Genomic DNA, 26,683 nt, shown 5'->3' with positions numbered 1-26,683 from the left:
GGGGTGCATTTCTACACGCGGGGCAAGGTGGTGACCTCGCGGTGGCTGGACCCGTCGCACGGTGGTGTGAACCTCGGCTTCCCCACGAACGGGTAGACCCGCCCGCGCGATCCGGCTCCGGGCGGCGCCGATCTCCCGATATGGACGCCGCCTGTCGGGCCCGCCTCGGTCGCCCGCCCTCCTGGGACGCCTCACAGGATCGACTCGAAGCCGGTGAGGCCGTTGCATGAGGGCGGGAAGATCGGGTAGGCAGGGCGTCATGTCCCTTTCGCGCTGTGCGGGCTGGTTGCTGGCCGGACGCTACCGGCTGCTGTCGGAGCTGGGCCGTGGCGGCATGGGTCGGGTCTGGCGGGCGCACGACGAGCTGCTCGACCGGCAGGTCGCGGTCAAGGAGGTCACCCTCGGGAACGCGATCGAGGGCGAGCGGGAGCGGCTGCTCGGGCGTACCATGCGGGAGGCGCGGCTGGCCGCCCGGCTGAGCCACCCGCACATCGCGGCCGTCTACGACGTGGTGGTGGCCGACGAGCGGCCGTGGATCGTCCTGCAGCTCGTGCCCTCGCGCAGCCTCGCCGACGTGATCGCCGAACGCGGGCCGCTGTCCGTGCCCGACACCGCGCGCCTCGGGCTGCAGGTGCTGGAGGCGCTGAGCGCGGCGCACGCCGACGGCATCGTCCACCGCGACGTCAAGCCCGGGAACATCCTGCTGAACGGCGACCGGCACGCCCTGCTCACCGACTTCGGCCTGGCCACCACCCTGGACGACCAGTCCAACATCACCCAGTCGGGCATGGTGGTGGGCACGCCCGCGTACATCGCCCCGGAACGCCTGCGCGGCGGCCACGCGACCCCGCAGGCCGACCTGTGGTCCCTCGGCGCCACCCTGTACGCGGCCGTCGAGGGCCAGTCGCCCTTCCCGCACAGCGGCCACCTGGCGGCCCTGACGGCGGTGCTCACCTCCGAGCCCGCGCCGTTCCACCTGGCCGGGCCCCTCGCGCCGGTCATCGCCGGTCTGCTGGAGAAGGACCCCGACCGCCGGATCGACGGCGGGGAGGTCCGGCGGCGCCTGACCCGGGTGGCCGCGCTGCGCGACGAGGAACCCCAGGACACCGCCGCCATCCCCATGGCCGCCGCCCCACCCCACACCGGCGACCTCCTCCCCCCGACCCTCTTCCCCGCCACCCCCCTCCCACCCCCGGCCACCGCCCCGCAGCCGCCCCTCACCTCACCCCCCGCCGCTCCCGCGCCCGCCGCCGCCTCCGCCGCGCGCGCCGAGGGTCCGCGTGCGGTCCCCGTCCCGCAAGCCGCCACCCCGCAAACCGTCCTCACCCCGGAAGCCGTGCCGACCTCGGAGGGTGTCCCCTCGCAGGTGGGCGGTCCGGGGAGCACGCGGAGGACCCTGGGGTGGGACCGGGTGGGGCGGAGGACCGGGGAGCGGAACCACGCCGTGCGCCGGACCATGCCCGGCGCGGCACGAGGGCTTCGCGCCCAACGGGAGCTGTTGCCGTTCTCGGTGTCGATCCCGCAGCCGACCAGGCCGCAGCGCTGGCGGCAGCTCACCGCCCTGGCCGCGCTCGTCACCAGCGTGCTGGTCACGACCTCGTGGAGCGGCGACGAGCCCGCCACCCCCCGTACGCCCTCCTACGCCGACCCCGCACCGGACCAGGCGCCCGAGCACACGGGGATCATGCACGCGGTCGCCGTCTCACGCGAACGCACCCCGGAACGCACCCCGGAACGCGCCTCCGACCGTGCCCCGGAGCAGAGCCCGTCCCGCCACCGCCCGTCCGGCCGGCCCCTCACGCAGACGCCCGCGCAGCCGCCCGCCGCGGTCGGCACCGGCCCCGGCAAGGGCAAGAAGCTCGGCCATCAGTCCGCCAAGACCAAACACGGCAACGGCCTCGCCCGCGGCCACACCAAGCACTAGAAAACCTCACCCCTGCATATGAAGCGGGGCTCGCGGTCTATGGGAGCGGGCCTGCTGCCTCCAGAGGTCAGGGGGTGGGGAGGGGGAGGCGGAGGACGAAGCGGGCGCCCTTCGGGGAGTCTTCGATGGTCAGGGTGCCGTGGTGGGCGGTCGCGATCTCGCGGGCGATCGGCAGCCCGAGGCCGGTGCCGCCGGCGTCGCGGTTGCGGGAGTCGTCCAGGCGGATGAAGCGCTGGAAGACGAGCTCGCGCTGCGCCGGTTCGATGCCGCCGCCGTCGTCCAGGACCTCCAGGACGGCCTGGCCGTCCTCCTCCAGGACCGTCACGGTGACCTGCGTCTCGGCGTGCCGCTCGGCGTTGTCGAGCAGGTTCGTCAGCAGACGGGTGAGCTGCAGCCGGTCGCCCATGACGACCACGCCCTCGCCCGCGCTGGTGACCACGCGCTTGGCCCGCGGCCTGACGGTCTCGGCGGCGACCAACTGGCCCAGGTCCACCGGCTCGTGGTCGCTCGGGGCCCCGGCGTCCAGCTTGGTCAGGGTGAGCAGGTCGGTGACGATGGCCTGCAACCGGTCGAGGCTGGCCAGCACCTGGGTGCTGGTCTCCCGCCAGTCGGTCTCGTCCGGATGCAGCATGGCCTCCTCGACCTGGGCGCGCATGGCGGTGATCGGGCTGCGCAGGTCGTGCGAGGCGTCGCCGGCGAACCGGCGCTGCTGCTCCATCGCGGCCTCCAGGCGCGTCCGCGCCGTCTCCAGCCGCTCCAGCGTCCGGTTGGCGGTCTCGGCCAGGGCCCGGATCTCGTCGTCGGTGTCCGGGACGGGCACCCGCAGGCCGCTGCCGTCCGCGGTGATCTCGGCGAGCCTCCTGGTGATGCTGCTGACGGGGGCGAGCGTCCTGGCCACGACCCGTGACACCCCGAAGAAGGTCAGCCCGACCAGCAGCGCCGACACCACGATCTGGAACAGCACGACCTGCGGGCTGACGAACCAGGGGACCGCGGGGTCGAAGGCGTAGATGATCCAGGTGCCCTCGGGCTGGAACGCGCGCAGGGCGACCACGAGCTCGCACTGACCGGGGAAGGCGGGCAGGTCGCAGCTCCTGCTGACGTAGTTGGCCTGCTCGGGATGGGGGATCAGGTCCGTCTGGCGCGGCGCTTCGGCGAGGTTGGGCGTCCAGGAGACCGCGCGCCCGGCCGGGTCGACGACCTGGATGCCGTCGAGCCCGCCGGGCTCCAGCACGCGGGGCAGCTGGTTGCGCTTGACCATGAGAAGGACGCGCAGGGCCTTCCCGGACACCTCGCTGGCGCGCACGTCGGCCACGTCGTCGTGGATGCCGAACATGACGAAGCCGCTGACGACGACGTTCAGCAGCAACATGGCGATGCCGGCGAGCAGTGCCAGCCGCGTGCGCAGCGACCGGCGCAACCGTGTTCTCACCCGTCTCCCCCCGGGATCAGAAGAACACGGCCGGGGCGCCAGGCCCTAACTTAGGGAGATTCCTCGATAAATACGGTTACGCCGGGACAAACGGCCTCGCCGTTACTCCTCCACAGCCTTCAGCACGGCGTCCGCGATCGAGCGCGGGTCGACCCCGAAGTGCCTGCGTACGGCCTCCCGGGTGTCGGAGAGCCCGAACCCGTCGGTGCCGAGCGAGGTCCACGGCCGGTCGATCCACGGCCTGATCTGGTCGGGCACGGCCCGCATCCAGTCGCTGACCGCGATCACCGGCCCCTCGGTCCCGGCCAGCGCCTGCCGCAGGTACGGCACCCCGGTCGCGGACATGGCCTCGCGCCGCAGCTCGCTCCACGAGGTGACCGACCAGACGTCCACGCCCAGCCCGTACTCCTCGGCCAGCAGCCGCTGGGCCTCCAGCGCCCAGTGGATGGCGGTGCCGCTGGCCAGCAGGTGCGCGGCGCCGCCCCCGGCGGAGTAGCGGTAGATGCCCTTGAGGATGCCCTCCTCGACGCCCTCGGGCATCGCGGGCTGCGGCATGGGCTCGTTGTAGACGGTCAGGTAGTAGAACACGTCCTCGGCCGCCTCGCCGTACATGCGCCTGAGCCCGTCGCGGACGATGACGGCGACCTCGTAGGCGAAGGCCGGGTCGTAGGCCAGGCAGGCGGGGTTGGCGGAGGCCAGGAGCTGGGAGTGGCCGTCGGCGTGCTGGAGGCCCTCGCCCGTCATGGTGGTGCGGCCGGCGGTGGCGCCGACGAGGAAGCCGCGGCCGAGCTGGTCGGCCAGGGCCCACATCTGGTCGCCGGTGCGCTGCCAGCCGAACATCGAGTAGAAGATGTAGAACGGGATCATCGGCTCGCCGTGGGTGGCGTAGCTGGAGGCCGCCGCGGTGAAGGAGGCCATCGACCCGGCCTCGGTGATGCCCTCGATGAGGATCTGCCCGTCCACCGCCTCCTTGTACGCCAGCAGCAGCTCCCGGTCGACGGACTCGTACCGCTGGCCGAGTGGCGAGTAGATCTTCGCCGTGGGGAACAGCGACTCCATGCCGAACGTCCTGGCCTCGTCGGGCACGATCGGCACCCAGCGCCGCCCGGTCTCCGGCTCCTTCATCAGGTCCTTGACCAGCCGGACGAACGCCATGGTGGTGGCCACCGGCTGCGTCGAGCCCTTCGCCAGCGCCGCGAACGGCCGTTCGCCCGCCTGGGGCAGCGGCCGCCGGGCGACCGTGCGGTGGGGGATCGGGCCGCCCAGCTCGCGGCGGCGCTCGGCGACGTACCTGACCTCGGGCGAGTCGGGCCCCGGGTGCAGGTACGGCGGCAGCTCCCCGGCCAGCGCCGAGTCGGGGACGGGCAGGCCGAGCCGGTCGCGCATGACGCGGAACTCGTCGAGGGTGAGCTTCTTCATCTGGTGGTTGGCGTTGCGCGCCTCGACGCCCGCGCCGAGCGTCCAGCCCTTGACCGTCTGGACGAGGACCACGGTGGGCGCGCCCCGGTGCTGGAGGGCCTTGTGGTAGGCGGCGTAGACCTTGCGCGGCTCGTGCCCGGCGCGCGAGCCGCCGACGATGCGCCGCAGGTCGTCGTCGGAGCAGGGCACGTCGAGGCCCTGGAACAGGTGCTGCCTGATGTAGGCGCCGTCGGAGGCGGCGAACGTCTGGAACTGGCCGTCCGGCACCTCGCCGAGCCTGGCCACCAGCTCGTCGGAGCCGAGCAGGCCGTCCCACTCGGCGCCCCACAGCGCCTTGACGACGTTCCAGCCCGCGCCCCTGAAGACGCTCTCCAGCTCCTGCACGATCCGGGTGTTGCCGCGTACCGGGCCGTCGAGCCGCTGGAGGTTACAGTTGATCACGAAGGTGAGGTTGTCCAGCCCCTCCCTGGCGGCCAGCGTCAGCGCCGCGGTGGACTCCGGCTCGTCCATCTCGCCGTCACCCAGGAAGGCCCAGACATGGCTGTGCGAGGTGTCCTTGATGCCACGGTTGTGCAGATAGCGGTTGAAGCGCGCCTGGTAGACCGCGTTGAGCGGGCCGATGCCCATCGACACGGTCGGGAACTGCCAGAAGCCCGACATCGCCCTGGGGTGCGGGTACGACGGCAGCCCGCCCTGCGTCTCGCGCCGGAACAGGTCGAGCTGGGCCTCGCTCAGGCGCCCTTCGAGGAACGCCCGCGCGTAGACGCCGGGGGAGGCGTGCCCCTGGAAGAAGACCTGGTCGTCCGCGCCGTGGAAGAAGTGGTTGAAGCCGACCTCGTACAGCCAGGCCGCCGAGGCGTAGGTGGCCAGGTGGCCGCCGAGGCCGAGCTTGCTGCCCCGGCTGACCATGACGGCGGCGTTCCACCGGTCGTAGGCCGCGACGCGTTCTTCCAGGTCCAGGTCGCCGGGGTAGGCGGGCTCCTCCGCGGTGGGCACCGTGTTGAGATAGCGCGTGCTCGTGGCTAGCCTGCGCAGCAGGTACTCGGCCCGATCGGGACCGGCCGCCCGCCGGACCGCCTCAAGCGATTCGAGCCATTCGGCGGTCTCCTGGGGATCCAGATCTTTCTCCATGCTTCCATTAAACACCATATGATCGATCATCCGATGAAAGGATTATCTGTGGAGCCCGTGGTGCGGCAGCCGTTGCGAGACGAGATCAGGAAGGTGCTGCTCGACGGCCTGATCAGCGGCCGCTGGGAGCCCGGCGAGCGGATCGTCGAACGCCGCCTGGCCGCCGAGCTCCAGGTCAGCCAGGCCCCCGTACGCGAGGCGCTGCGCGAGCTGGAGGCGCTCCGGCTGGTCGAGTCCGCGCCCAACAGGGGCGCCCGCGTCCGCGGCTTCACCCTCGACGACCTGCGCGAGGTCTACCAGGTCCGGGCCGGCCTGGAGGAGACCGCCACCCGCCTCGGCCGCCCTCCGGTGGCGGCGCTGCGCGCTCACGTGACCCGCCTGCACGCCGCCGCGGCCGCCGGTTCCCTGGACGACCAGGTGCGCCACGGCGTCGCCTTCCACCGGGAGATCGTGGCGGCCTCCGGCAACGCGCTGCTGGTGTCGGTGTGGGAGTCGCTCGGCGTCGAGGTCTGGACGCACGTGTCGATCAGGCTGTTCAGGATGCGGCCGCACGAGAACGCCGCCGACCACGAACCGCTGGTCGAGGCGTTCGAACGGGACGACCCCCAGCTCGGACGCCTGATCCACGACCATGTCCTGGCCTACGCCCCCGACTGACCGCCGGGGTTGACAGGTCCTCGCCCGCCGATGGACAGTTCAAGGTCATGATCACAAGAAGGACCTTACTGGGGAGCGCGGCGGCCGTGCTCGCCGGCCACCCGCTCGCAGCACCAGCATCGGCCTCGGCGTCGGTCGCCTACGTCAGCGGCTCGGAGATCCAGAAGCTCCTGAACGCCGCCAGGGACGGCAAGGGAACCAAGGACGCCGCCGGCAGGTACATCGCCAAGGTTCCCAAGGCCACCTACCTGCTGACCGAACCGCTCATCGTCTACCGCGACACCCATCTGGACGCCACCGACGCCCGGATCGTCTCCCGCTTCCCCGCCACGGGCGTGAAGCACACGATGGTGCTCAACTCCGTCGGCGCGACGACCGGCGGCTACTCCGGCGCCGGGAACATCGCCGTCACGGGCGGGAGCTGGGACCCGGTCTGGGACTTCGTGCAGCGCGGCGTGCTCGACCAGGCGCCCGCGATGAACGGCATCACGATGATCCATGCCTCGGACGTGCTCATCGAGAACGTCACCATGTGGAACGTCAAGTGGTGGCACGGCATCGAGCTCAACGCCGTACGGCGCGGCACGGTCCGCGGCTGCTCGCTCTTGGGCTGGATCAGCGACCCCGGCCAGGGGCTGTGGCACGGCGAGGCGGTCCAGCTCGACCTGCCGACCGGCGACAACACCTGGGGCGGCGCGAGCGACCTGACGCCCTGCACGGACATCCTGCTCAGCGGCAACACCTGCGACACCTCCGGCTCCCAGCTCGGCTGGGGCCAGTTCACCGGCTCGCACACCTCCGACCCCGCCCACCCGCACACCGGCGTCCGCATCGAGGGCAACGTCGTACGCAACACCCGCTACGACGGCATCGCCACGTTCAACGCCCAGAACGTGCGCATCACCGACAACCAGGTCGAGAACTGCGTGGGCGGGATCTACGTCAAGTCCGTGGCGGGAGCCCCGCTGCGCACTGTCGAGATCACCGGGAACCGGGTGACCGGCACCGGCACGCGCGACGCCCTCGCCATCCGCGGCGACGCCGCCGCGATCACCGACGTCGTGGTCACCGGCAACACCGCCCCCTGCGAGAAGGTCCACTACTACGGGACGGTCACGCCGAGGGCGGGCGCCGTGCTCGACTGCGCGGCCGCTTCCTAGGCGGCTCAGCCGGAGAACGTCCGCAGGTGGTCCAGCACCACGAAGCTGCTGCGCGGGCTGGCCTCGGCGACCGCCTTGCGCAGCGGTTCCAGGCCGCCGGCATCGCGGGCCGGCTTGCCCAGCGGGAGGTCGAAGTCGTCCCAGTGGGTGGGCAGCACGTACGGCGGGTAGCCGGTGGCGCGCAGCAGGCGGGCGGCGTAGTCGTGCACCCGCGCGCCGCCGGCCGGCATCAGCAGCACGTCGGGCCGCAGCCCGGCCAGCTCGGACTCGACGTAGTTGGAGCCGCCGAAGTTGAGCGCCGAGCTCCCGCCTGCGGCCTCCACCTGGTAGGCCAGCGTGCCGCCCTCCACCAGGTCGGCGATCACCTTGGGACGCGGCGGCGGGCCGCCGGGACGCGTGCCGGGGTAGGGCACCTGGCCGCGGTCGCCCAGCGCCGAGTGCAGCGAGCGCAGGATGCGGATCCGGTAGCCGTCGAACGTCAGGTACTCCCCGCCGCTCGCCACCGCGAGCTGGCTCTCCGGGGCGCCGAGCGCGCGCAGCAGGTTCAGGTGGGTCTCGGTGCCGAAGACGGTCGCGCCGGTCCGTTCGGCCAGGTAAGGCACGTCGGTGAGGTGGTCGTAGTGCCCGTGGGTGACCAGGATGCAGTCGGCGCGCAGGTCCTCGGTGTCGAGGTACCGGTCGATCAGGCGCCGGTTCACCGACAGCGGGGTCTTGGGGTCGGCGCCGTCCGGGCTGTAGGTGCCGGTCTTGAACCTGGTCAGCCACGGGTCGATCAGCACCGTGCGCGTCTTGCCGTCCGGGCCCTGCACGCGGATCTCCCAGCCGTTGTTGCCCCACCAGCGCAGGGTCATCCCGGTCAGCCCCTGCGCGGCGGCGGCCGGGCTCGCGGGAACCGCCGTCCCCGCGGCGATCCCGGCGGTGATCCCGGCGCCGATGCCGATCAGGCCACGTCTCGAAACGTTCGTCGTCATGACGGACCACCACAGCACAACGATGATCAAGCTGTCCAAGACCGATATGACGGGCACGGCGATAGGGAAACGGATATCCCAGCAGGTCGGCTGTCCTCAGGCGCGCTGCGCGGCCGGCTCGGCCCGAGGGGCGCGCAGACCGGCGGCGGCGACGGCGACCAGCGCGCAGAGGCCCAGCATCGTCAGCCACACCCCCTGGTACGCCCCGACCACCCCGAGCCGGTCGCCCGACAGCACCAGCACCAGCGCCGAGACGCCGATGACGGCCCCGCAGGCCCGCGAGGTCACCGACAGGGCGGTGCCGGTGGCCAGCCGCGCGGGCGGGATCTCGGCCACCGCCGCGCCGCTCAGCGACGTGATCAGCACGGCCACGGCGACCCCCGACAGCACCACCGCCGGCAGCACCACCGCCAGGTACGCCTGCCCGCCCCCCGTCGCGAACGCCAGGTACGCCGTGGACAGGGCCAGCAGCGCCACCCCGCACAGGGCGAGCGGGCGATGGCCGGTCCTGGCGGCCAGCCGTCCGGCCAGCGGCGCGGTCAGCACCTGGGCGAGCGCGCCCGGCGTGACGGCGAGCCCGGCCGCGGCCACGGAGTACCCCCAGATCCCGGTCAGGAAGAGGATATTGGCCAGCGGCAGCGCGAACATCACCAGCCCGACCAGGAACATCGCGAGGTTGGCCCGCTGGGTGCCGCGCGCCCGCAGCGCGCCCAGGTCCACGATCGGAGCGGGATGCGTGCGCGCCCGCCGGACGAACAGCACGGCCACGACGACGCCCGCGACCAGCGCCGCGATCGTGCCGGGGCTGCCCGGCCCCCACGCGTCGCTCTGGACGATCGCCAGCGACGGCAACCCGATGGCCCCCACCAGCAGGAACAGCCCGGCCAGGTCCGGCAGCCTGGACGTGGCCGCCTCGCCCGCCTGCCTGGGCACGACCCGCCAGGCGCCCGCCAGCACGGCGACCCCGACCGGCAGGTGCAGGAAGAACACCGTCCGCCAGTCCCAGACGCCGACGAGCATGCCGCCCAGCGACGGCCCCGACGCCGTGGCCACCGACTGCGCCGCGCTCCACAACCCGATCGCCGTGCCCCGGCGCTCCGGCGGGTAGTACGGCAGGATGAGCGCGAGCGTCAGCGGCGTGATCACCCCGCCGCCCACGCCCTGCACGACCCGGGCCGCGATCAGCGCCCCCGCCGACGGCGCGACCGCGCACAGGGCCGCGCCGACCACGAACACCGCCAGCCCGGTCAGGAACACCCGCCGCGCGCCGAACCGGTCGGCCAGGCCGCCCGCCGGCAGCAGCGCCGCGGTGAACACGATCGCGTAGCCGTTGAACACCCACGACAGCTCGGGCAGGCTGCTGCCCGGGAAGCTGCGCAGGATGTCGGGGAAGGCGATGTTCGCGAGCTGCACGTCGATCGCGCCGAGGAAGGCGCTCCCGCACAGGACGGCGAGCGGGAGCGCCCGTGAACCGGCCACCTCAGTCCGACGCCACGCCGAACCGCTCCCGCAGCTCGACCTTGCGGATCTTGCCGGTGACGGTCCGCGGCATCTCCTCCACGACCTCCAGGCGCTCGGGCCAGAACCAGTCGTTCACGCCGGCGTCCTTGAGGTAGGTCCGCAGGTCCTCCAGCGTGGGCGGCTCGCCCGACGGCGTGACGACCGCGCACACCTGCTCGACCAGCGCCGGGTCCGGGATGCCGATGAGCGCGATGTCGCGGATGGCCGGATGCCGGCCGAGCAGCGCCTCGATGTCGCTGACCGGCAGCTTGAGGCACATGTTGGCGATGATGACGTCCTTGGTCCTGCCGGAGATGCGCACGCCGCCGTAACCGTCGTCGCGGGCCAGGTCGCCGGTGTCGAACCAGCCGTCCGGGGTGATGGACTTGGCGTAGATCTCGTCGCGCAGATAGTAGCCCAGGCACTGGGCCGCGCCGCGTACCTGGAGAGCGCCGATCTCGCCCTTGGCGACCGGTCTGTTCTCCTCGTCCACGATGCGCACCTCCATGCCGGAGATGACCGTGCCGTCGCTCTCGCCGGCCCGCTCGGGCGGGTCCTGCGGGCGGGTCATGGTGACGCCGCCGTTCTCGGTCATGCCCCACAGCGCGTACACGCGCACGCCCAGCGTCTCGGTGACCCGTTCCACCAGGTGCGGCGGGACGGGGGCCGAGCCGGAGACGAAGACGCTCAGGCTCGGGAGCTTGCGCGGGCGGGCGTCCTGCTCCTCGCTGATCTCCCGGGCGAACGGCGGCGAGCCGTAGTACATGGTGACGTCGTGGTCGGACATCAGGTCGAGGTAGACGCCGGCGTCCCAGGCGTCGGCCGTGACCGCGGTGCCGCCCAGCGCCAGCGCCGTCAGGTACGCCATCACCAGGCCCACGTAGTGCATCGACGTCTGGGCGGTCATGATGACCAGGCTCTCGTCCAGCCCGAACGCCTCGCCGTAGCCCTTGATGTCGGCGTACAGGGTGTTCTGGCTGTGCAGGGCGCCCTTGGGCTCGCCGGTCGTGCCCGAGGTGAACAGGATGAGGAACGGGTCGTCGGGGCCCAGTTCGCGGCCCTCGATGTCGGCCGGGTCGCCCGGTTCCGGGGTGAGCAGGAGCTCGTCGAAGTCGAGCGAGCCGGGCGGCCCGCCGCCGCCGACGACGATCACGTGCTCCAGGCTCGGGATCTCCCGGGCCAGGGTCATCCCGGTCTCCGCCGTGTCCACGTGGCCGATGTGGCTCGTGGTGACGAACAGCTTCGCCTCGGTCAGCCGGATCATGAAGTCCAGCTCGCGGTGGCGGTAGATGGGCATCTGCGGGGCGATGCGGGCGCCGATCTTCATGCACGCCAGCGCGAGGGGCAGCGTCTCCCTGCGGTTGGGGAGCTGGATCGCGATGAAGTCGCCCGGCCGCACGCCCAGCCTGACCAGGCCGTGCGCGATGCGGTCGGTCATCCGGCCCACTTCGGCGTACGTGACGACGTCGGTGACGCCGTCGGCGACCCGCCGGCTGATGAGTGCTGATTTGTCGGGAAATGCAACTATGTTGCGGCGTAAGTCGTCCAAAAAGGTTTCGTCGCGCCACCAACCATTGCGCCGGAATTCCTGGCTCTCGTCCGACACGGTCACCGCCTTTCGTCGTTCTCGTTCTACTCGATTGCTATGAAGTGGGAAACACAGTGTTTTCCCCGGCAGGGGTGACCAGGTAGAACAAACCCGGTAGATGCACCGCGACGCCCTCGTACACCTCCGCGCAGACGGCCACGCCGGGCCGGGCGAACGTGCCGGGCGGCGGCTCGGCCACCCGGATCACCGAGCGGCCCGCGTCCAGCAGCCTGGCCGCCACGGAGATGTCGCCGACCAGGGCGTCCCCGGGCGCGACCCACCGGTTGCGGCTGACCTTCATGCCGTTGCCCTCGGCCAGCTCGGCCAGCAGCCCGCCCCGGCCCACCAGCCGGTGGTAGTAGTCGCGCGGGTTGACGATCATCGCGTGCGGGGTCGCGCCCGACTGCTCGACCTCGTCGCAGGCCGACAACACGCCGTGGACGTAGTCGTCGTACGGCAGGCGGGCGATCTCCGGATGGCCCAGCAGGGCGGTGGTCAGGGCCAGGTTCTCCGCCGTGGCCAGCCGCACCAGGAGGCGGTAGTCGAGGAAGGTGGCCAGCGCGTCCGGGTCGGCGTCCAGGCCGTCGGGGATCTGCACCCACGCCTGGATCGGCTGCACCTTGGCCTCCGACATGCCGAACCTGAACGCCGCCTCGCGCCGCACGTCCGAGTCGCGGACCGCCCGCCGCTCCTCCTCGCCGGGCGGCGACTCCGTCCAGAACCGGGCCCGGTCGCCCTCGACGGGGACGACCCTGAGCAGGTTGCGCACGGTCAGCCGGGGCCGGTCCTTGGTCGGCTCGTGCGCCTCGGTGATGGTGTAGTCGAAGGTCACTTCCGCGTGCTCGGGATCGTCGGCGTAGGCGCGCGCGAACAGCCGGCCCGGTGACTCTGACATGGATGCTCCCTATTCGTGCTGGACGAGCCGCTGGTAGAAGGGGAGATGGTGGTCGTAGAAGGCCCGCAGGGCCGGATGGTTGTCCACGGTCGCGGTGTAGACGTTGTGGCGGTCCTCGAACCCGGCGCTGCCGCTCGCGTCCAGGTGCCAGCGGCGGGTCCGCCCCCACTCCGGACGGTCGCCCGCGGCCCAGGTGAGCGAGCCGGGCAGGAACGGCAGGCCGGTGTAGGCGCAGAACTCCTCGACGACCGCCGCGGGCTCGCGGATCAGCCGTTCGGTGCGGATCACCAGCGGCCGCCGGCCGGTGGCCTCCCGGACCAGCTCGTGCAGCCGGAACAGCCGCTCGTAGCCGATCTCGTCGCAGGTCACCGCCGGTTTGATGGCGTAGTGCGAGGCGATGGTCGGCCGCGGGTCGCGCACGATGAACGTGTGCGCGATCCCGGCCAGGTCCTCCGGATGCTTGAACAGGTGCGGGTACTCGTAGTCGAGCACCTCCTTGACGAACACCGGCCGCGCCCGCGCCAGCTCCGCCAGCCGGGCCAGCAGGTCCTTCTCCGAGCGGGCCGTCACCCGGCCGCCGTCCGGCGAGGGCAGCGCGAGCGAGCCCTCCTCGGTCAGCGCGAGGAACGGCTCGTGCAGGACGGCCACGTCGCCCCGCTCGATCATCATGCGCAGGAACGCCGTCGAGGCCGAACGCGAGTGGGCCCACATGGCGACCAGCGGCTCGCTCACCCCGACCACCACGCGGGCTCCCGGTCCCAGCGGTGCCGCCGCAGCTCGGCCAGCAGGTCCGGGTCGAGCGGCCGTCCGTCGGAGACGCCGAGGTTGGCCCGCACGTGCTCGGGCCTGCGCATCCCGGGGATCACCGTGCTGACCGCCGGGTGGTGCAGCACGAACCGCAGCGCGACCTCCGGCAGCGAGAGCCCCTCGGGGAGCGCCGCCTTGAGCCGTTCGGCCCGCTCGACGCTCGGCCCCAGGTTCTCCGGCCCGAAGTACGTGCTGCGCCAGTCCTCCGGCGGCCACGTGCTGTCGGCGGTCAGGGCGCCGGTGAGCGTGCCCTCGTCGAACGGGACGCGGGCGATGATGCCCACGCCCTCACGCAGCGCCCGGTCGAACAGCTCGTCCTCGGGCGCCTGGTCGAAGACGTTGTAGATGACCTGGATGACGTCGATCAGGCCGGTGTCGAGGGCGGCGAGGCAGTTGGCCGGCTCCCATCGGTTGACGCTGATGCCGACCGCGTCGATCACGCCCTCGCTCTTGAGGTCCCTGATCGCCTCCTGCCACCGCTCGTCGCGGGCCCAGCGGTCCTCCCAGGTGTGGAACTGCATGAGGTCGATGCGCGAGACGCCCAGGTTCTCCAGGCTGCGGTGGGTGTACTCGCGGATGTGCTCGGCGGGGTAGGCGTCGTCGAGGGTGTCGTCCGGTCGCGGGGGCCATTCGCGGTTCTTCGGGGGGATCTTCGTGGCCACGTACAGCCGGTGGCCGGAGTGGCGGCGCAGCAGCGCGCCGAGAAGCTGCTCGCTGACGCCGCGGCCGTAGACCCAGGCGGTGTCGAAGAAGGTGCAGCCCAGTTCGACCGCCTCGTCGAGGCACCGGGGGGCGACGTCGTAGTCCCAGCCGGTGAAGCCGCCGGGGCCGCCGCCGATGCCCCACATGCCGTACCCGACCTCGCTGACCTCCCAGCCGAGGTTTCCCATCTTGCGGTAGCGCATTCCTGACCTTTCCTGACCTTTCCTGATCAACCGGTGGGCACCCGCTGCCCTGCCGTGCCCGCCAGCCGGGCGTGGTAGGCGGCGATCGGGCCGTCGAGGGTGCCCTCGCCGAGCCGCCATCGCTGTTCGAGCCTGTGGCACTCGTCCTTGCGGAAGAGCGCGGGATTGTCGGTCAGCAGCCCGCCGAACGCCCGGCGCAGCTCCTCCTCGTCCGCCGCGACGGGCAGCAGCGAGGCGAGCGTGATCAGCTCGCGGTCCGCGCTCGCCTGGCCGGTCTCGCGGACGAGCCGCGCGAAGTCGCCGCACGGGATCGGCGTGACCGGCACGCCCGCCCGCGCCGGCACGTCGTCGATGCTGACGCTCTCGCCGCGGAAGACGTGCAGCGTACGGCCCCAGACCTCGGGGTCGACCACGGCCGCCCCGACCCGCGCGGCGACGTAGTCGACCGGCGTGTAGTCGGTGCGCGTGGCGACGTCGGGACGCACGCCCAGCCGCAGGAACGCCGAGAGCAGCAGATGGGTGAAGGCGACCGGGTTCGGATACCCGTTGTCGGCGCTCGGCATGATCTCGCCGAGCCGCAGCACGGTGACCAGCGCGCCCCGGCGCCGGGCCTCGGCCAGGTAGCGCTCGGCGATCCACTTGGACCGGCTGTAGCCGCCGCCCGGCGGCCTGGCCGACGCCGGGTCGCAGTCCTCCGGCACGCGCTCGCCCCTGTGGAGCGCCTCGGTCTGCAACGCGCCCAGCGTCGAGACGTAGTGCAGCGGCACCGGATGGTGGGCCATCGCCAGCCGCACCAGCTCGATCGTGCCGCGCACGTTGGCCTGGCGGTGGGCGCGGTAGTCGAACAGGAAGTTCACCATCGCGCCGTTGTGCAGCACCAGGTCGCAGGCTCGGGCCAGATGCTCCCAGGTGGAGCCGTCCAGCCCGAGGCCGGGTAAGGACAGGTCGCCCGCGTAGCCCTCCAGCCGGTCGGCGAAGCGCGGCTGCCACAACCCCCGCTCGGTGAGCGCGGCCACCACCCGGGCCGTGGCCGCCTCGTCGTCGGCCGCCCGCGCCAGGCAGCACACCCGCAGCCCGCCGCGGTCCAGCAGCTCGTGCACCAGGCGGCTGCCGACGAACCCGGTGGCCCCGGTGACCAGCACCGTGCGCAGCCGGTCCGGCCTGGACGCGCGCCTGATGGGCTCCCCGTCGGGGACCACGGAGTCGCGCGCCATCAGCACCGACTCCTCCTCGATGGCCTCGTGGTCGTGCCGCCGGCGCTCGATCAGCAGGGCCAGCGCGCCGGCCGTCGGGTGGTCGTACAGGTCCTTGACGTCCACGCGCACGCCGGTCTCGGCGGTGATCATGTGGACCACGGACAGGGCCTGGATGGAGTCGCCGCCCGACTCGGCGAAGTGCGTCTCCGCGGTGAGGCCCGGCCAGCCCAGAGCCGAGCGCATCGCCCGCAGCACCTGGTCGCCCAGGCTCGCGGTCGGCGCGCTCTCGGCCAGCAGCGCGGTGTCCTCGGCCAGCCTGCCGTCGAGGATCTCCTGGAGCCGGCCGCGGTCCACCTTGCCGTTGTCGTGCAGCGGCATCTCGGCCAGCGGGAAGAAGTAGCGCGGGACGCTGGTGCGCGGCACGGTGCGGCGCAGCTCGGCGGCCAGCGCGGCCTCGGTCAGGCCCCTGCCGGAGGCGAACAGCGCCAGCGCCTTCACCCCCGCCTGCTCGGCCACCAGGACCTCGGCCTGCAGCACGCCGGGGCAGCGCTGGGCCGCCGCGGCGATCTCGCCCAGCTCGATCCGAACGCCATGGATCTTGACCTGGAAGTCCTTGCGGCCGGCGAAGAACAGGCGGCCGTCGTCGTCCAGGTGGCCGAGGTCGCCCGTGAGGTAGAGGCGGTCGCCGGGGATCTCGCCGGGGAACGGGTTGCCCACGAACGCCCTGGCCGTCGCGGCCGGGTCGCCCAGGTAGCCCGCGCCCAGGCAGACGCCGCCGATCGCGATCTCGCCGGTCGTGCCCACGGGGACCGGACGCAGGTCCTCGTCCACCACGACCGCGTAGCAGTTGTCGATCGGGCGGCCCAGCGGGACGGCGTCGCCGTCGGCCGCCGAGACCCGGTGGAAGACCATCCCGATGGACGCCTCGGTCGGGCCGTAACCGTTGGTGAGGTCGAGGCCGGGCAGCAGGGCCATCAGGCGGTGCACCGCGCGCGGGCTGACCGCCTCGCTGCCGACGACGAGCCGGCGCAGGGACGACAGCGCGCCCAGGGCGGCGGGGTCACCGTCCACGATGGCGACCAGGGCGTTGAAGACACTGGAGACGAAGTCGGCGGTGGTGATGCCGTACCGGGCGATCAGGTCGATGGTGTGCCGGAGGTTGAGGAAGTCGCCCTGGACGGGCAGCACGGTGCGCCCGCCGGTGGTCAGCGGCCAGAACAGCTGCCACAGCGCGGAGTCGGAGGTGTGCCTGCTGTTCTGGAGCACCACGTCGTCGCCGGTCGCGGCGAAGTAGCGGGTCATGAAGCGCAGCCGGTTGGCCAGGCCGCCGTGCCGGTTCATCGCGCACTTGGGGGTCCCGGTGGTGCCGGAGGTGAAGTAGCCGTACACCAGGTCGTCCGGGCCGAGGGTGACCGCCGGGCGTTCGGAGGTCGGGACGATCGTGTCGATCCCGACGACGACCGCCCGGCGGGCCGCGTCCGGCGGCAGCCGCTCGCCGCCCGCGCACAGGATCGGCCCGTCCGGCAGCACGTCGAGGGTGTCGCGCACCCGCTCGACCGGCCATGACGGGTCGAGCGGCACGAACGCGGCGCCCAGCTTCATCAGCGCCAGGTACGCGACCGGCAGCTCCAGCGAGTTGACCAGCAGGGCGGCGACCACGTCGCCCTTGCCCACGCCGTGCCCGGCCAGCGTCGCCGCCAGGCCGTTGACCAGGTCGTCCAGTTGCCTGTAGGTGAGGGTCCTGCCGTCGTAGGTGACCGCCGGCCGCTCGGGGCACCGGTCGGTCTGCTCCTCGATCAACGCCGGGACGGGACGGAACGGGCCGAAGTCGACCGCCCGGCCGGTGAAGCCGCGGGTGTTGCCGGTCATCTCCACCTCTCTGTCAGGAATGTACGAACGGCGACCGGTCCCCTTGCCTCACGCGCCCCCGTCGCCTTCCTCATAGGCGTTCCAAGTCGTTCCAGAGCCGGCCCGGCGCGTACGCCGGTTCACCGTCCCCGCCGGTCCCGCCGATGGCCGCCGCGGCCGCGATCCGGCCCGCCTCGGGCGACGTCTGGACCCCGTAGCCGCCGAGGGCGGCCAGCCAGACGAACCCCGGAGCGTCGGGCGCCGGCCCGATCACCGGCGTCCCGTCGGCCACCTCGCTGCGCAGCCCCGCCCAGGCGTGCCGGACGCTGCGGATCTCCAGCGTCGTGGCCTCCTGGACGCGCCGCACGCCGACGGCGACGTCCAGGTCGTCGGGACGGGCGTCGCAGGGCGCCACGAGGGTGGCGTCGGCGGGGGAGACCAGCAGCCGGCCGGACTCGGGCTTGAAGTAGAACGTGTCCGCCACGTCGGTGACCATCGGCCAGGACCGGGCGTCCGTCCCGCCGGGCAGGTCCACCAGGAACGCGGTCCTGCGCAGCGGGCGCAGCCCCACCGGACGCACCCCGGCCAGCGCGGCGACCTCGTCGGCCCACGCCCCGGCGGCGTTGACCAGCGTCGGCGCGGCGTGCTCGCCCGTGTCGGTGACCGCCCGCCAGACGCCGGACGTGCGCGACAGCGCCCGTACCCGGGCGGAGGTGAGGACCTGACCGCCCCGGGCCCGGATGCCGCGCAGGAACCCCTGGTGGAGGGCGTCCACGTCGATGTCCATGGCGCCCGGTTTCAGCATCGCGCGGCTGAACCGGCCCGGACGCAGGATCGGGCAGTGCTCCAGGGCCTCGGCGGAGGCGATCTCCACGGCCGGCGTCGGGGCCCGCCGTCCCTCGGCCAGCACGTCGTCGAACAGCTTCTCCCCGCCGTACGGGCACAGCGCGAGCACGCCGCGCGGGGTCAGCAGCGGGACGTCGGCGAAGCCCGGAGGAGGCGCGGCGAGGAAGTCCCTGCTCGCCGCCGTGAGAGCCCGGACGGCCGGGTTGCCGAAGTACTCCGAGAAGAGGGCCGCCGACCGGCCGGTCGAGTGGTGGCCGGTGACCTGTTCGGCTTCGAGCAGGGTCACGGTGCCGTACCCGGCGAGGAAGAACCCCGCGCAGGCGCCCGCGACGCCGCCCCCGACAATGAGAAAATCTCTCACGTCCGTAAACTGATCACATTTCACCGGGTTTCGGCAAACAGTTTGTGCGTCCTGACAAAAATGACTTGCCCGAAATGCGGAGTAAGTCAGGTCGTAAATGCGATAACTCAAGCATTTATACAAACGATCTTGTGATTACCGGCCTGTCACAGCCTCGGCGGCGGTGGCAGGCCGTCCCGGCGGGGTCAACCCCTATGTCAGAAATGGCGCAGGCGTGCGCCACGAGTGTCAGATCCGGTCGCTCAGGGCGCGCAGCAGACCCGCGAACCCCGGCGCCGCCAGGCGCGGCGGGACGGCGGCCATCAGCCGCATCACCGGCTCGCTCTGCATGAGCGCCCTCGGGCCCGACGCCGCGAGCGTGTTCGCGGCCACCGCCGAGGCCCGCGCCGCCCGCCGCCTGCGTCGCGCCGAGTACGCGTCCACGACTGTGTCCACGACTGTGTCCACGACCGCGTCCGGGGCGGGCGCGGCCCGCAGGCAGGCGGTCAGCGCGGCCACGTCCTCAAGCGCCTGGTTGGTGCCGTGTGCCCCGACGGGCGGCATCGCGTGCGCCGCGTCGCCGAGCAGCACGCACCGCCCGGCGCCCCAGCGGCGCGGGACCCTGTGCCGGGTGTGCGGGAACAGCTCGACGTCGCCGTCGGAGAGCGAGTCCAGGACCCGCGCGACCGGCGCGCCCCAACCGGCGAAGCGGCGGCGCAGCATCTCCACCGGTTTGTGCGCGGGCGGGTCGGCCGGGGACCAGGGCAGCTCGAAGAACCACTGCATGAGCCCGTCGCCCGCGCTCATGAAGCCGGCGTCGGCCTGCCGTCCGATCATCAGGGTCGTGGTCGGGCCGGGGTCGAAGGGGGCGGGCGTCAGGCCCTGCCAGATCGCCAGGCCCGTGGTCGCCGCGGGGCCGTCGCCCAGCGCGAGCGCGCGCACCCGCGAGCGCACGCCGTCGGCTCCGACCAGGAGGTCCGCCTCGTACTCCGCGCCCGTCGCGGTCCGCACCCGCACGCCGTCGCGGTCGGTCTCCAGGTCCCGTACGCGCGCGCCGAACCGTACGGAGCCGTCCGGGAGGCCGGCGGCCAGAAGCTTGATCAGCGAGCCGCGCGGGATCACCCGGGGCGCCGAGCCGAAGCGGGCCGTCAGGGACTCCAGGTCCACTTCCGTGATCCGGCGGCCCCGGGCCGTGCGCAGGGATAACGTGGACAGCCGCTGGCCGGTGCCCGCCAGGTCCACGCCGAGGTCGCCGAGGATCGCCGTCCCGTTGCACCACAGCGTGATCGCGCCGCCGCCGAGGCGCAGGCCGTCCGCGCCTTCCAGGACGACGACCTCGTGGCCGTCCGCGACCAGGCCGCGCGCGACCGCCAGCCCGCTGATCCCCGCCCCCGCCACCAGCGCCCGCATGAGCCGTCCCCTCTACGAATCGTAGTACTACACGTTATAGAGGGACATGGCGGGTGTGAAGCGGCTCATCGGTGGTAGCCGAGCGTCGGGAGACGAGCACTTTGGGGGGAACATGGCCGAACGCCTGACCGACGAGGACATCGACACCGCCATGGCGGCGCTGGAGGGCTGGCGGCGGGACGGCGACGCCCTGGTCAAGGACGTGCCGATCACGCCCGACAGCTTCGGCTGGCTCAGCGAGGCGGTGCACAACGAGGGCGCGGCGCTGGGTCACCAGGCCGAGATCGAGCGTACGGGGGAGGGCATCCGCTTCCGGCTCTCGACGGGCGACGCGGGCGGGGTCACCGAGCGCGACGTCGAACTGGCCGCCCACATCGACCAGGTGCTCGACGGCGGCGCCCTGGACCGCGGCTGACCTCCGGCGGCCCGTGCTGGACGGGCCGCGTCATCCCCCCTGGCGAGAGCCCCGGTGTGCAGGCTGCACAGGTTGTGCAGGGGCCACACCCTGTGTAGGGTGCATTCGGACAATAGGGGGATTAATGGTGCATTCCGCGCCCAGCCCGCGCTCCGGCGGCGGGATCGTCAGCGTGCTCGCGGTCGCCGGCATCGTCGGCTCGCTCATGCAGACGCTGGTGGTGCCGCTCATCGGCCAGCTGCCGCGGCTGCTGCACGCCGCCCCCGCCGACACGTCATGGGTGATCACCGTGACGCTGCTGGTCGGCGCGGTCGCCACCCCCGTGATCGGCAAGCTCGGCGACCTCTACGGCAAGCGCACCATGATGCTCGTCTGCTCGGTGCCGCTCGTCGCCGGATCGGTCGTGTGCGCGCTGTCCGGCTCCCTGATCCCGATGATCACCGGACGCGGCCTCCAGGGGCTCGGCGTCGGCATGATCCCGCTCGGCGTCAGCGCGCTGCGCGACCTGCTGCCGCCCCAGCGCGTCGGCCCGGCCATCGCGCTGATGAGCTCGTCCATGGGCATCGGCGGCGCGCTCGGGCTGCCGATCTCGGCCGCCGTCGCCGAGTACGCCGACTGGCGGGTGCTGTTCTGGGGCGCGGCCGCGCTGAGCGTGCTGGTCGGGGTGCTGATCTGGCTGCTGGTCCCGGCCACGCCCGCCGCCGCCCGGGGCCGCCTCGACCTCGTCGGCGCGTTCGGCCTGGGCGCGGCGCTGGTGTGCCTGCTGCTCGGCGTCTCGAAGGGCGGTGACTGGGGCTGGTCGAGCGGCACCACCCTCGGGCTGCTCGGCGGCGCCGTGCTGCTCGCCCTGCTGTGGGCCCTGTGGGAGCTGCGCGTCCGCGACCCGCTCGTGGACCTGCGCACCACCGCCCGTCCGCAGGTGCTGCTCACCAACCTGGCCTCGATCCTCGTCGGCTTCGCCATGTACGCCCAGTCCCTGGTCCTCATGCAGATCCTGCAACTGCCCGCGGCGCTCGGCTACGGCCTGGGCCAGTCGATGCTGGCCGCCGGGCTCTGGATGGCGCCGTCCGGGCTGATGATGATGGCGGTCTCCTCGCTGGGCGCCCGGCTGTCGGCCGCCCGCGGGCCCAAGACCAGCCTGTTCGTCGGCGCGCTGGTCATCGCGGCCGGTTACGGCGCCGCCCTCGGCCTGATGGGCTGGAGCTGGGGTCTGATGATCGCCGGTTGCATCGGCAGCGCCGGGGTCGGCCTGGCGTACGGCGCGATGCCCGCCCTCATCATGGGCGCGGTGCCGAGGAGCGAGACCGCCTCGGCCAACAGCTTCAACACCCTGATGCGCTCCATCGGCACCTCGGTCTGCGCCGCCGTGGTCGGCGTCGTCCTGGCCCAGCTCACCGTCACGGTCGGCGGCCACACGCTGCCGTCGGAGACCGGCTTCCGCACCGCCCTGATGATCGGCTGCGGCGTCGCGGTGGTCGCCGCGCTGGTCACCCTGACGCTGCCGAAGCCCGTGGCCGCCGCCGCGCCGGCCCTCGCCGCGACGTCCGTCCCCACCACCGTCCCCACCGCCGCCCCCACTCCCGCCCCGGCGGCCGGTCCCGCTCCGGCGTCCGCCGAGGCCCTCGGTCCCTGGGAGGACGCGTTCCGCTCGCACGACCTCGCCCCCGAGGGCCGCCACCACCCGCGGCCGGTCCAGCCGGAGGAGACCGGCGTGCTCTCCCTGGAGGAGCGGGACGAGCTGCTCTGGCTCCGCCGCGAGAACGCCGAGCTCCGCCGCGAGCTGGACGTGCTCATGCAGAACGTCGGCGTCTGGCTCAGGAACCTGGCCGACGACAAGCCGGCGGGCTGACCAGCCACAACGCATGCCCGACAAATAATGATTTGAACGAGCGAGTACTCACTCATTACGCTCGTCCGCATGACCAGAAGGCGACGGGTGCCCGCGATGGCGCCCGAAGACCGCCGTGCCGCCCTCATCGAGGCCACCGTCCCCCTGCTGCGCGCGCACGGCACCGCCGTCAGCACCCGCCAGATCGCCGAGGCCGCGGGCGTGGCCGAGGGCACGATCTTCGGCGTCTTCCCCGACAAGGCCACGCTGCTGCGCGCGGCCCTGATGAGCGCGTTCGACCCCGGTCCGGCCGAGCGCGCGTTCGCCGCCATCGCCGCCACGAAGGGGCTGCGCGCCCGGCTGTGCGAGGTGGCGGCGCTGCTGCGGGCGGGCATGACGGCCAACGTCAACATCTTCGCCGTGCCCCGCGAGCTCATGGCCGAGGACGCCGAGTTCCACGAGTACATGCTGGCCAGCCGCACCCGCATCACCACCGCGCTCGCCGCCCTCGTCGAGCCTGACCGCGACCACCTGCGCCGCTCGCCCATGGCCACGGCGCAACTGCTGCTCATGCTCGTCTCGGTGAGCGTCCACCGCGGTTTCGGCCTGTCCGGCGACTTCGGCGACATGGACGACGAGGAGATCGTCTCCGTCCTGCTCGACGGGCTGCTGGTGCGGCCCTCCCTCACCCCCTCGACAGAAAGCGTCCGTTGATGCTGCTACGCCTGCTGCGGGTCCAGCTCAGGCCGTACGGGAAGGAGATCACGCTCGTGGTCCTCTTCCAGTTCGTGCAGACACTGGCCACGCTCTACCTCCCCACACTCAACGCCGACATCATCGACCACGGAGTCGTCACCGGCGACACCGGTTACATCATGCGCGTCGGGCTGGTGATGCTCGGCGTGACGTTCATCCAGATCGTCTGCTCGATCGTGGCCGTCTACTACGGCGCCAGAACCTCGATGGCCCTCGGCCGCGACCTGCGGGCCGCGATCTTCCACCGGGTGCAGGGCTTCTCGGTGCAGGAGGTCAACAGGTTCGGGGCGCCGTCCCTGATCACCCGGACCACCAACGACGTGCAGCAGGTGCAGCTGCTCGTGCTGATGACGTTCACGATGATGGTGGCCGCGCCGATCATGTGCGTCGGCGGCATCGTGCTGGCGCTGCGCCAGGACACGGCGCTGTCGTCGCTGCTGCTCGTCGTGCTGCCGGTGATGATCGTCATCGTCGGCCTGGTCGTGTGGCGCATGCGCCCGCTGTTCCGCACCATGCAGGAGCGCATCGACCGGATCAACCAGGTGCTGCGCGAGCAGATCATCGGCATCCGGGTCATCAGGGCGTTCGTCCGCGACCGGCACGAGCGCGAGCGCTTCGGCGTGGCCAACGAACGGCTCACCGACGTGTCGCTGCGGGTCGGGCGGCTGATGGCGCTGATGTTCCCCTCGGTCATGCTGGTCGTGAACGTCTCCAGCGTCGCCGTCATCTGGTTCGGCGGCCAGCGCATCGCCGACGGGGCCATGCAGGTCGGCGCGCTGACCGCGGTCATCTCCTACCTGATGCAGATCCTGATGTCGGTGATGATGGCCATGTTCATGTTCATGATGATCCCGCGCGCCGAGGTCTCCGCCGAGCGCATCGAGGACGTGCTCGGCACCGACCCGACCGTCCACCCGCCCGCCGAGCCCGTCATCCCCGACGGGCACGCGGGCGAGCTGGAGCTGCGGTCCGTGGACTTCCGCTACCCGGGCGCCGAGGACCCGGTGCTGTCCGGGGTGAGCTTCACCGCGCGGCGCGGCCGTACCACCGCGATCATCGGCAGCACCGGCAGCGGCAAGACGACGCTGCTCAACCTCGTCCCGCGGCTGTTCGACGCGACCGCCGGCGACGTGCTGGTGGACGGCGTCAACGTGCGCGACCTCGACCCGGCGGCCCTGGCCCGCGCGGTCGGCCTGGTCCCGCAAGGGCCCTACCTGTTCTCCGGCACCGTGGCCTCCAACCTGCGCTACGGCCGGCCCGACGCCACCGACGAGGAGCTGTGGCGGGCCCTGGAGATCGCCCAGGCCCGCGAGTTCGTCGAGGCGATGCCCGGCGGCCTGGACGAGCCGATCTCCCAGGGCGGCACGAACGTCTCCGGCGGCCAGCGCCAGCGCCTGGCCATCGCCAGGACCCTCGTGCACCGGCCGGAGATCTACCTGTTCGACGACTCCTTCTCCGCCCTCGACTACGCCACCGACGCCCGCCTGCGCGCCGCCCTGGCCGAGGAGATCACCGACGCCACGATCGTCATCGTCGCCCAGCGGGTGAACACGATCCGCGACGCCGACCTCATCCTGGTCCTCGACGAGGGACGCGTGGTCGGCAGCGGCGACCACGCCGAGCTCATGGAGACCTGCCCGACGTACCGGGAGATCGTGCTGTCCCAGCTCACCGAACAGGAGGCCGCGGCATGACCGCCCAGGCTCCCGCGCGCCGCCCGCAGCCCGCCTTCGGACCGGGCAGGATGATGTCCGGGCCCGCCGAGAAGGCGCTCGACTTCGGCGGCACGCTGCGCAAGCTGATGCGCCTGCTGCGGCCCGAGCGCGCGCTGCTCGGGGTCGTCCTGGCCCTCGGCGTCGCCAGCGTGGCGCTCACCGTCACCGGCCCCAAGATCCTCGGCCACGCCACCGACCTGATCTTCTCCGGCATCATCGGCGCCCGGCTGCCCGCCGGGATCACCAAGGAGCAGGCCGTGGCGGGCCTGCGCGCCAAGGGCGAGGGCAACTTCGCCGACATGGTGTCCTCGATGCACGTCGTGCCCGGCCAGGGCATCGACTTCACCGGGCTGGCCTACGTGCTGGGCTGGGTGCTGGCCATCTACGTGGTGGCGGCGCTGCTCGGCATCGTGCAGTTCCGGCTCACCACGACCGTCGTGCAGCGGGCGGCGTCCCGGCTGCGCGAGCGGATCGAGGCCAAGCTGGGACGGCTGCCGCTCAGCTACTTCGACGGCCAGCCGCGCGGCGAGATCCTCAGCCGGGCCACCAACGACACCGACAACATCGCCCAGACCCTCCAGCAGACCATGAGCCAGCTCATCTCGTCGGTGCTGACCGTCGTGGGCGTGCTGGTGGTGATGTTCTGGATCTCGCCGATCCTGGCGCTCATCGCCCTGGTCACGGTGCCCGTGTCGGTCTACGTCACCACCGTCATCGGCAAGCGGTCGCAGCCGGAGTTCATCAAGCAGTGGTCGTCCACCGGCAAGCTCAACGGCCACATCGAGGAGATGTACGGCGGCCACACCCTGGTCAAGGTCTTCGGCCGGCAGCAGGAGGCCGCCGCCACCTTCGAGGAGCACAACCAGGCCCTGTACGCCTCCAGCTTCCGCGCCCAGTTCATCTCCGGCGTCATCCAGCCGGCGATGATGTTCATCGGCAACGTCAACTACGTGCTGGTGGCCGTCGTGGGCGGGTTCAAGGTGGCCTCGGGCTCGATCTCGCTGGGCGACGTGCAGGCGTTCATCCAGTACTCCCGGCAGTTCAGCCAGCCGCTCACCCAGGTGGCCGGCATGGCGAACCTCGTCCAGTCGGGCATCGCCTCGGCCGAGCGGGTCTTCGAGCTGCTGGACGCCCCCGAGCAGTCGGCCGAGCCGGCCGAGCCCGCGCGTCCGGCCGAGCTGCGGGGCCGGGTGGCGTTCGAGGACGTCTCCTTCCGCTACAGCCCCGACCGGCCGCTGATCGAGAACCTGTCGCTGACCGTGGAGCCCGGCCAGACCGTGGCCATCGTCGGCCCCACGGGAGCGGGCAAGACGACCCTGGTCAACCTCATCATGCGCTTCTACGAGGTGACCGGCGGCCGCATCACCCTCGACGGCGTCGACACGGCCGACATGTCCAGGGAAGAGCTGCGCGCCGACATCGGCATGGTGCTCCAGGACACCTGGCTGTTCGGCGGCACCATCGCCGAGAACATCGGCTACGGGGCCGAGGGCGCCACCCGCGAGCGCATCGAGGCCGCCGCGCGGGCCGCCCACGTCGACCGCATCGCGCACACGCTGCCCGACGGCTACGACACGGTGATCGACGACGAGGGCGCCACGGTCAGCGCGGGCGAGAAGCAGCTCATCACGATCGCCCGCGCGTTCCTGTCCGAGCCGGCGATCCTCATCCTGGACGAGGCCACCAGCTCGGTCGACACCCGTACCGAGGTGCTCATCCAGCGGGCGATGAGCTCGCTGCGCGAGGGCCGGACGAGCTTCGTGATCGCCCACCGCCTGTCCACGATCCGCGACGCCAGCCTGATCCTGGTGATGGAGGACGGCCGCATCGTCGAACAGGGCACCCACGAGGCCCTCCTGGCGGCGGACGGCGCCTACGCCCGCCTCTACTCCGCCCAGTTCGCCCAGGCGGTCGCCGAGGTGGACTGACGCCGGCGTCCC

19 protein-coding genes are annotated in these 26,683 nt (G+C 72.3%); 8 read left to right on the top strand and 11 right to left on the bottom strand.

The features are described from left to right. Nucleotides 1-259 precede the first annotated feature (259 nt). On the top strand, nucleotides 260-1,924 hold the full coding sequence (locus ABZ815_RS49980) for a protein kinase (protein WP_357709822.1): 1,665 nt from the start codon (nucleotides 260-262) through the stop codon (nucleotides 1,922-1,924). A 67-nt stretch (nucleotides 1,925-1,991) separates the two neighbouring features. Here the strand turns inward: ABZ815_RS49980 and ABZ815_RS49975 are convergent, their stop codons facing one another. After that, nucleotides 1,992-3,356, bottom strand: coding sequence for a HAMP domain-containing sensor histidine kinase (locus tag ABZ815_RS49975; RefSeq protein WP_357709819.1), 1,365 nt, complete (start codon nucleotides 3,354-3,356; stop codon nucleotides 1,992-1,994). Nucleotides 3,357-3,458: 102 nt separating this feature from the next. Further along, on the bottom strand, nucleotides 3,459-5,906 hold the full coding sequence (gene aceE, locus ABZ815_RS49970; RefSeq protein ID WP_357709817.1) for a pyruvate dehydrogenase (acetyl-transferring), homodimeric type: 2,448 nt from the start codon (nucleotides 5,904-5,906) through the stop codon (nucleotides 3,459-3,461). Between the two features lie 33 nt (nucleotides 5,907-5,939). Between aceE and ABZ815_RS49965 the strand changes: the two genes are divergently transcribed. Both ABZ815_RS49965 and ABZ815_RS49960 read left to right on the top strand, forming a co-directional pair. After that, on the top strand, nucleotides 5,940-6,563 hold the full coding sequence (locus tag ABZ815_RS49965) for a GntR family transcriptional regulator (protein ID WP_357709815.1): 624 nt from the start codon (nucleotides 5,940-5,942) through the stop codon (nucleotides 6,561-6,563). A 47-nt stretch (nucleotides 6,564-6,610) separates the two neighbouring features. Then, nucleotides 6,611-7,723, top strand: coding sequence for a right-handed parallel beta-helix repeat-containing protein (locus ABZ815_RS49960; RefSeq protein ID WP_357709812.1), 1,113 nt, complete (start codon nucleotides 6,611-6,613; stop codon nucleotides 7,721-7,723). A gap of 5 nt (nucleotides 7,724-7,728) precedes the next feature. Here ABZ815_RS49960 and ABZ815_RS49955 read toward each other — a convergent pair whose 3' ends face one another. The 9 genes from ABZ815_RS49955 to ABZ815_RS49915 all read right to left on the bottom strand — a co-directional run bounded on the left by ABZ815_RS49955 (nucleotide 7,729) and on the right by ABZ815_RS49915 (nucleotide 20,029). Next, a complete protein-coding gene (locus ABZ815_RS49955; protein WP_357709810.1) occupies nucleotides 7,729-8,694 on the bottom strand; it encodes an MBL fold metallo-hydrolase in 966 nt (321 codons plus the stop codon). Between the two features lie 96 nt (nucleotides 8,695-8,790). Next, a complete protein-coding gene (locus ABZ815_RS49950) occupies nucleotides 8,791-10,173 on the bottom strand; it encodes a DHA2 family efflux MFS transporter permease subunit (RefSeq protein ID WP_357709808.1) in 1,383 nt (460 codons plus the stop codon). Nucleotide 10,174: 1 nt separating this feature from the next. Beyond that, nucleotides 10,175-11,743: an AMP-binding protein gene (locus tag ABZ815_RS49945; protein WP_357709806.1), complete on the bottom strand. Its 1,569-nt coding sequence runs from the start codon at nucleotides 11,741-11,743 to the stop codon at nucleotides 10,175-10,177. Nucleotides 11,744-11,837: 94 nt separating this feature from the next. Further along, complete coding sequence (locus tag ABZ815_RS49940; RefSeq protein ID WP_357709804.1) at nucleotides 11,838-12,677, bottom strand: family 3 encapsulin nanocompartment shell protein; 840 nt, start codon at nucleotides 12,675-12,677, stop codon at nucleotides 11,838-11,840. 9 nt (nucleotides 12,678-12,686) lie between these two features. Further along, nucleotides 12,687-13,421, bottom strand: coding sequence for a sulfotransferase family protein (locus ABZ815_RS49935; RefSeq protein ID WP_357709802.1), 735 nt, complete (start codon nucleotides 13,419-13,421; stop codon nucleotides 12,687-12,689). Beyond that, nucleotides 13,406-14,389: an aldo/keto reductase gene (locus tag ABZ815_RS49930; protein ID WP_357709800.1), complete on the bottom strand. Its 984-nt coding sequence runs from the start codon at nucleotides 14,387-14,389 to the stop codon at nucleotides 13,406-13,408. The genes ABZ815_RS49935 and ABZ815_RS49930 overlap by 16 nt, the downstream gene beginning before the upstream one ends. 26 nt (nucleotides 14,390-14,415) lie before the next feature. Continuing rightward, nucleotides 14,416-17,454 (bottom strand): amino acid adenylation domain-containing protein, encoded by a 3,039-nt coding sequence (locus ABZ815_RS49925; protein ID WP_357709797.1) that lies wholly within the window; start codon nucleotides 17,452-17,454, stop codon nucleotides 14,416-14,418. Between the two features lie 70 nt (nucleotides 17,455-17,524). Further along, the gene (locus ABZ815_RS49920) at nucleotides 17,525-18,640 is read right to left on the bottom strand and encodes an FAD-binding oxidoreductase (protein WP_357709795.1); all 1,116 of its coding nucleotides are present in this window, start codon (nucleotides 18,638-18,640) and stop codon (nucleotides 17,525-17,527) included. A gap of 228 nt (nucleotides 18,641-18,868) precedes the next feature. Beyond that, a complete protein-coding gene (locus ABZ815_RS49915; RefSeq protein WP_357709793.1) occupies nucleotides 18,869-20,029 on the bottom strand; it encodes an NAD(P)/FAD-dependent oxidoreductase in 1,161 nt (386 codons plus the stop codon). 112 nt (nucleotides 20,030-20,141) lie between these two features. On the opposite strand from ABZ815_RS49915, the gene ABZ815_RS49910 reads away from it, so the two are divergent. The 5 genes from ABZ815_RS49910 to ABZ815_RS49890 all read left to right on the top strand — a co-directional run bounded on the left by ABZ815_RS49910 (nucleotide 20,142) and on the right by ABZ815_RS49890 (nucleotide 26,671). Continuing rightward, a complete protein-coding gene (locus ABZ815_RS49910; RefSeq protein WP_357709791.1) occupies nucleotides 20,142-20,444 on the top strand; it encodes a 4a-hydroxytetrahydrobiopterin dehydratase in 303 nt (100 codons plus the stop codon). A gap of 124 nt (nucleotides 20,445-20,568) precedes the next feature. Then, nucleotides 20,569-22,293: an MFS transporter gene (locus ABZ815_RS49905; protein WP_357709788.1), complete on the top strand. Its 1,725-nt coding sequence runs from the start codon at nucleotides 20,569-20,571 to the stop codon at nucleotides 22,291-22,293. Between the two features lie 69 nt (nucleotides 22,294-22,362). Further along, nucleotides 22,363-22,986 carry a helix-turn-helix domain-containing protein gene (locus ABZ815_RS49900; RefSeq protein ID WP_357709785.1) on the top strand — a complete coding sequence of 208 codons (624 nt, stop codon included), beginning with the start codon at nucleotides 22,363-22,365 and terminating at the stop codon, nucleotides 22,984-22,986. Next, nucleotides 22,986-24,722, top strand: coding sequence for an ABC transporter ATP-binding protein (locus tag ABZ815_RS49895; RefSeq protein ID WP_357709782.1), 1,737 nt, complete (start codon nucleotides 22,986-22,988; stop codon nucleotides 24,720-24,722). Before ABZ815_RS49900 ends, ABZ815_RS49895 begins: the two co-directional genes overlap by 1 nt. Next, nucleotides 24,719-26,671 carry an ABC transporter ATP-binding protein gene (locus ABZ815_RS49890; protein WP_357709779.1) on the top strand — a complete coding sequence of 651 codons (1,953 nt, stop codon included), beginning with the start codon at nucleotides 24,719-24,721 and terminating at the stop codon, nucleotides 26,669-26,671. The genes ABZ815_RS49895 and ABZ815_RS49890 overlap by 4 nt, the downstream gene beginning before the upstream one ends. Nucleotides 26,672-26,683 lie beyond the last annotated feature (12 nt).

It is taken from the genome of Nonomuraea sp. NPDC047529, from assembly GCF_040642995.1.
GTDB lineage: Bacteria > Actinomycetota > Actinomycetes > Streptosporangiales > Streptosporangiaceae > Nonomuraea.
The sequence above is the reverse complement of the archived record's forward strand: the minus strand, read 5'-3'. Positions and strand labels throughout refer to the sequence as shown.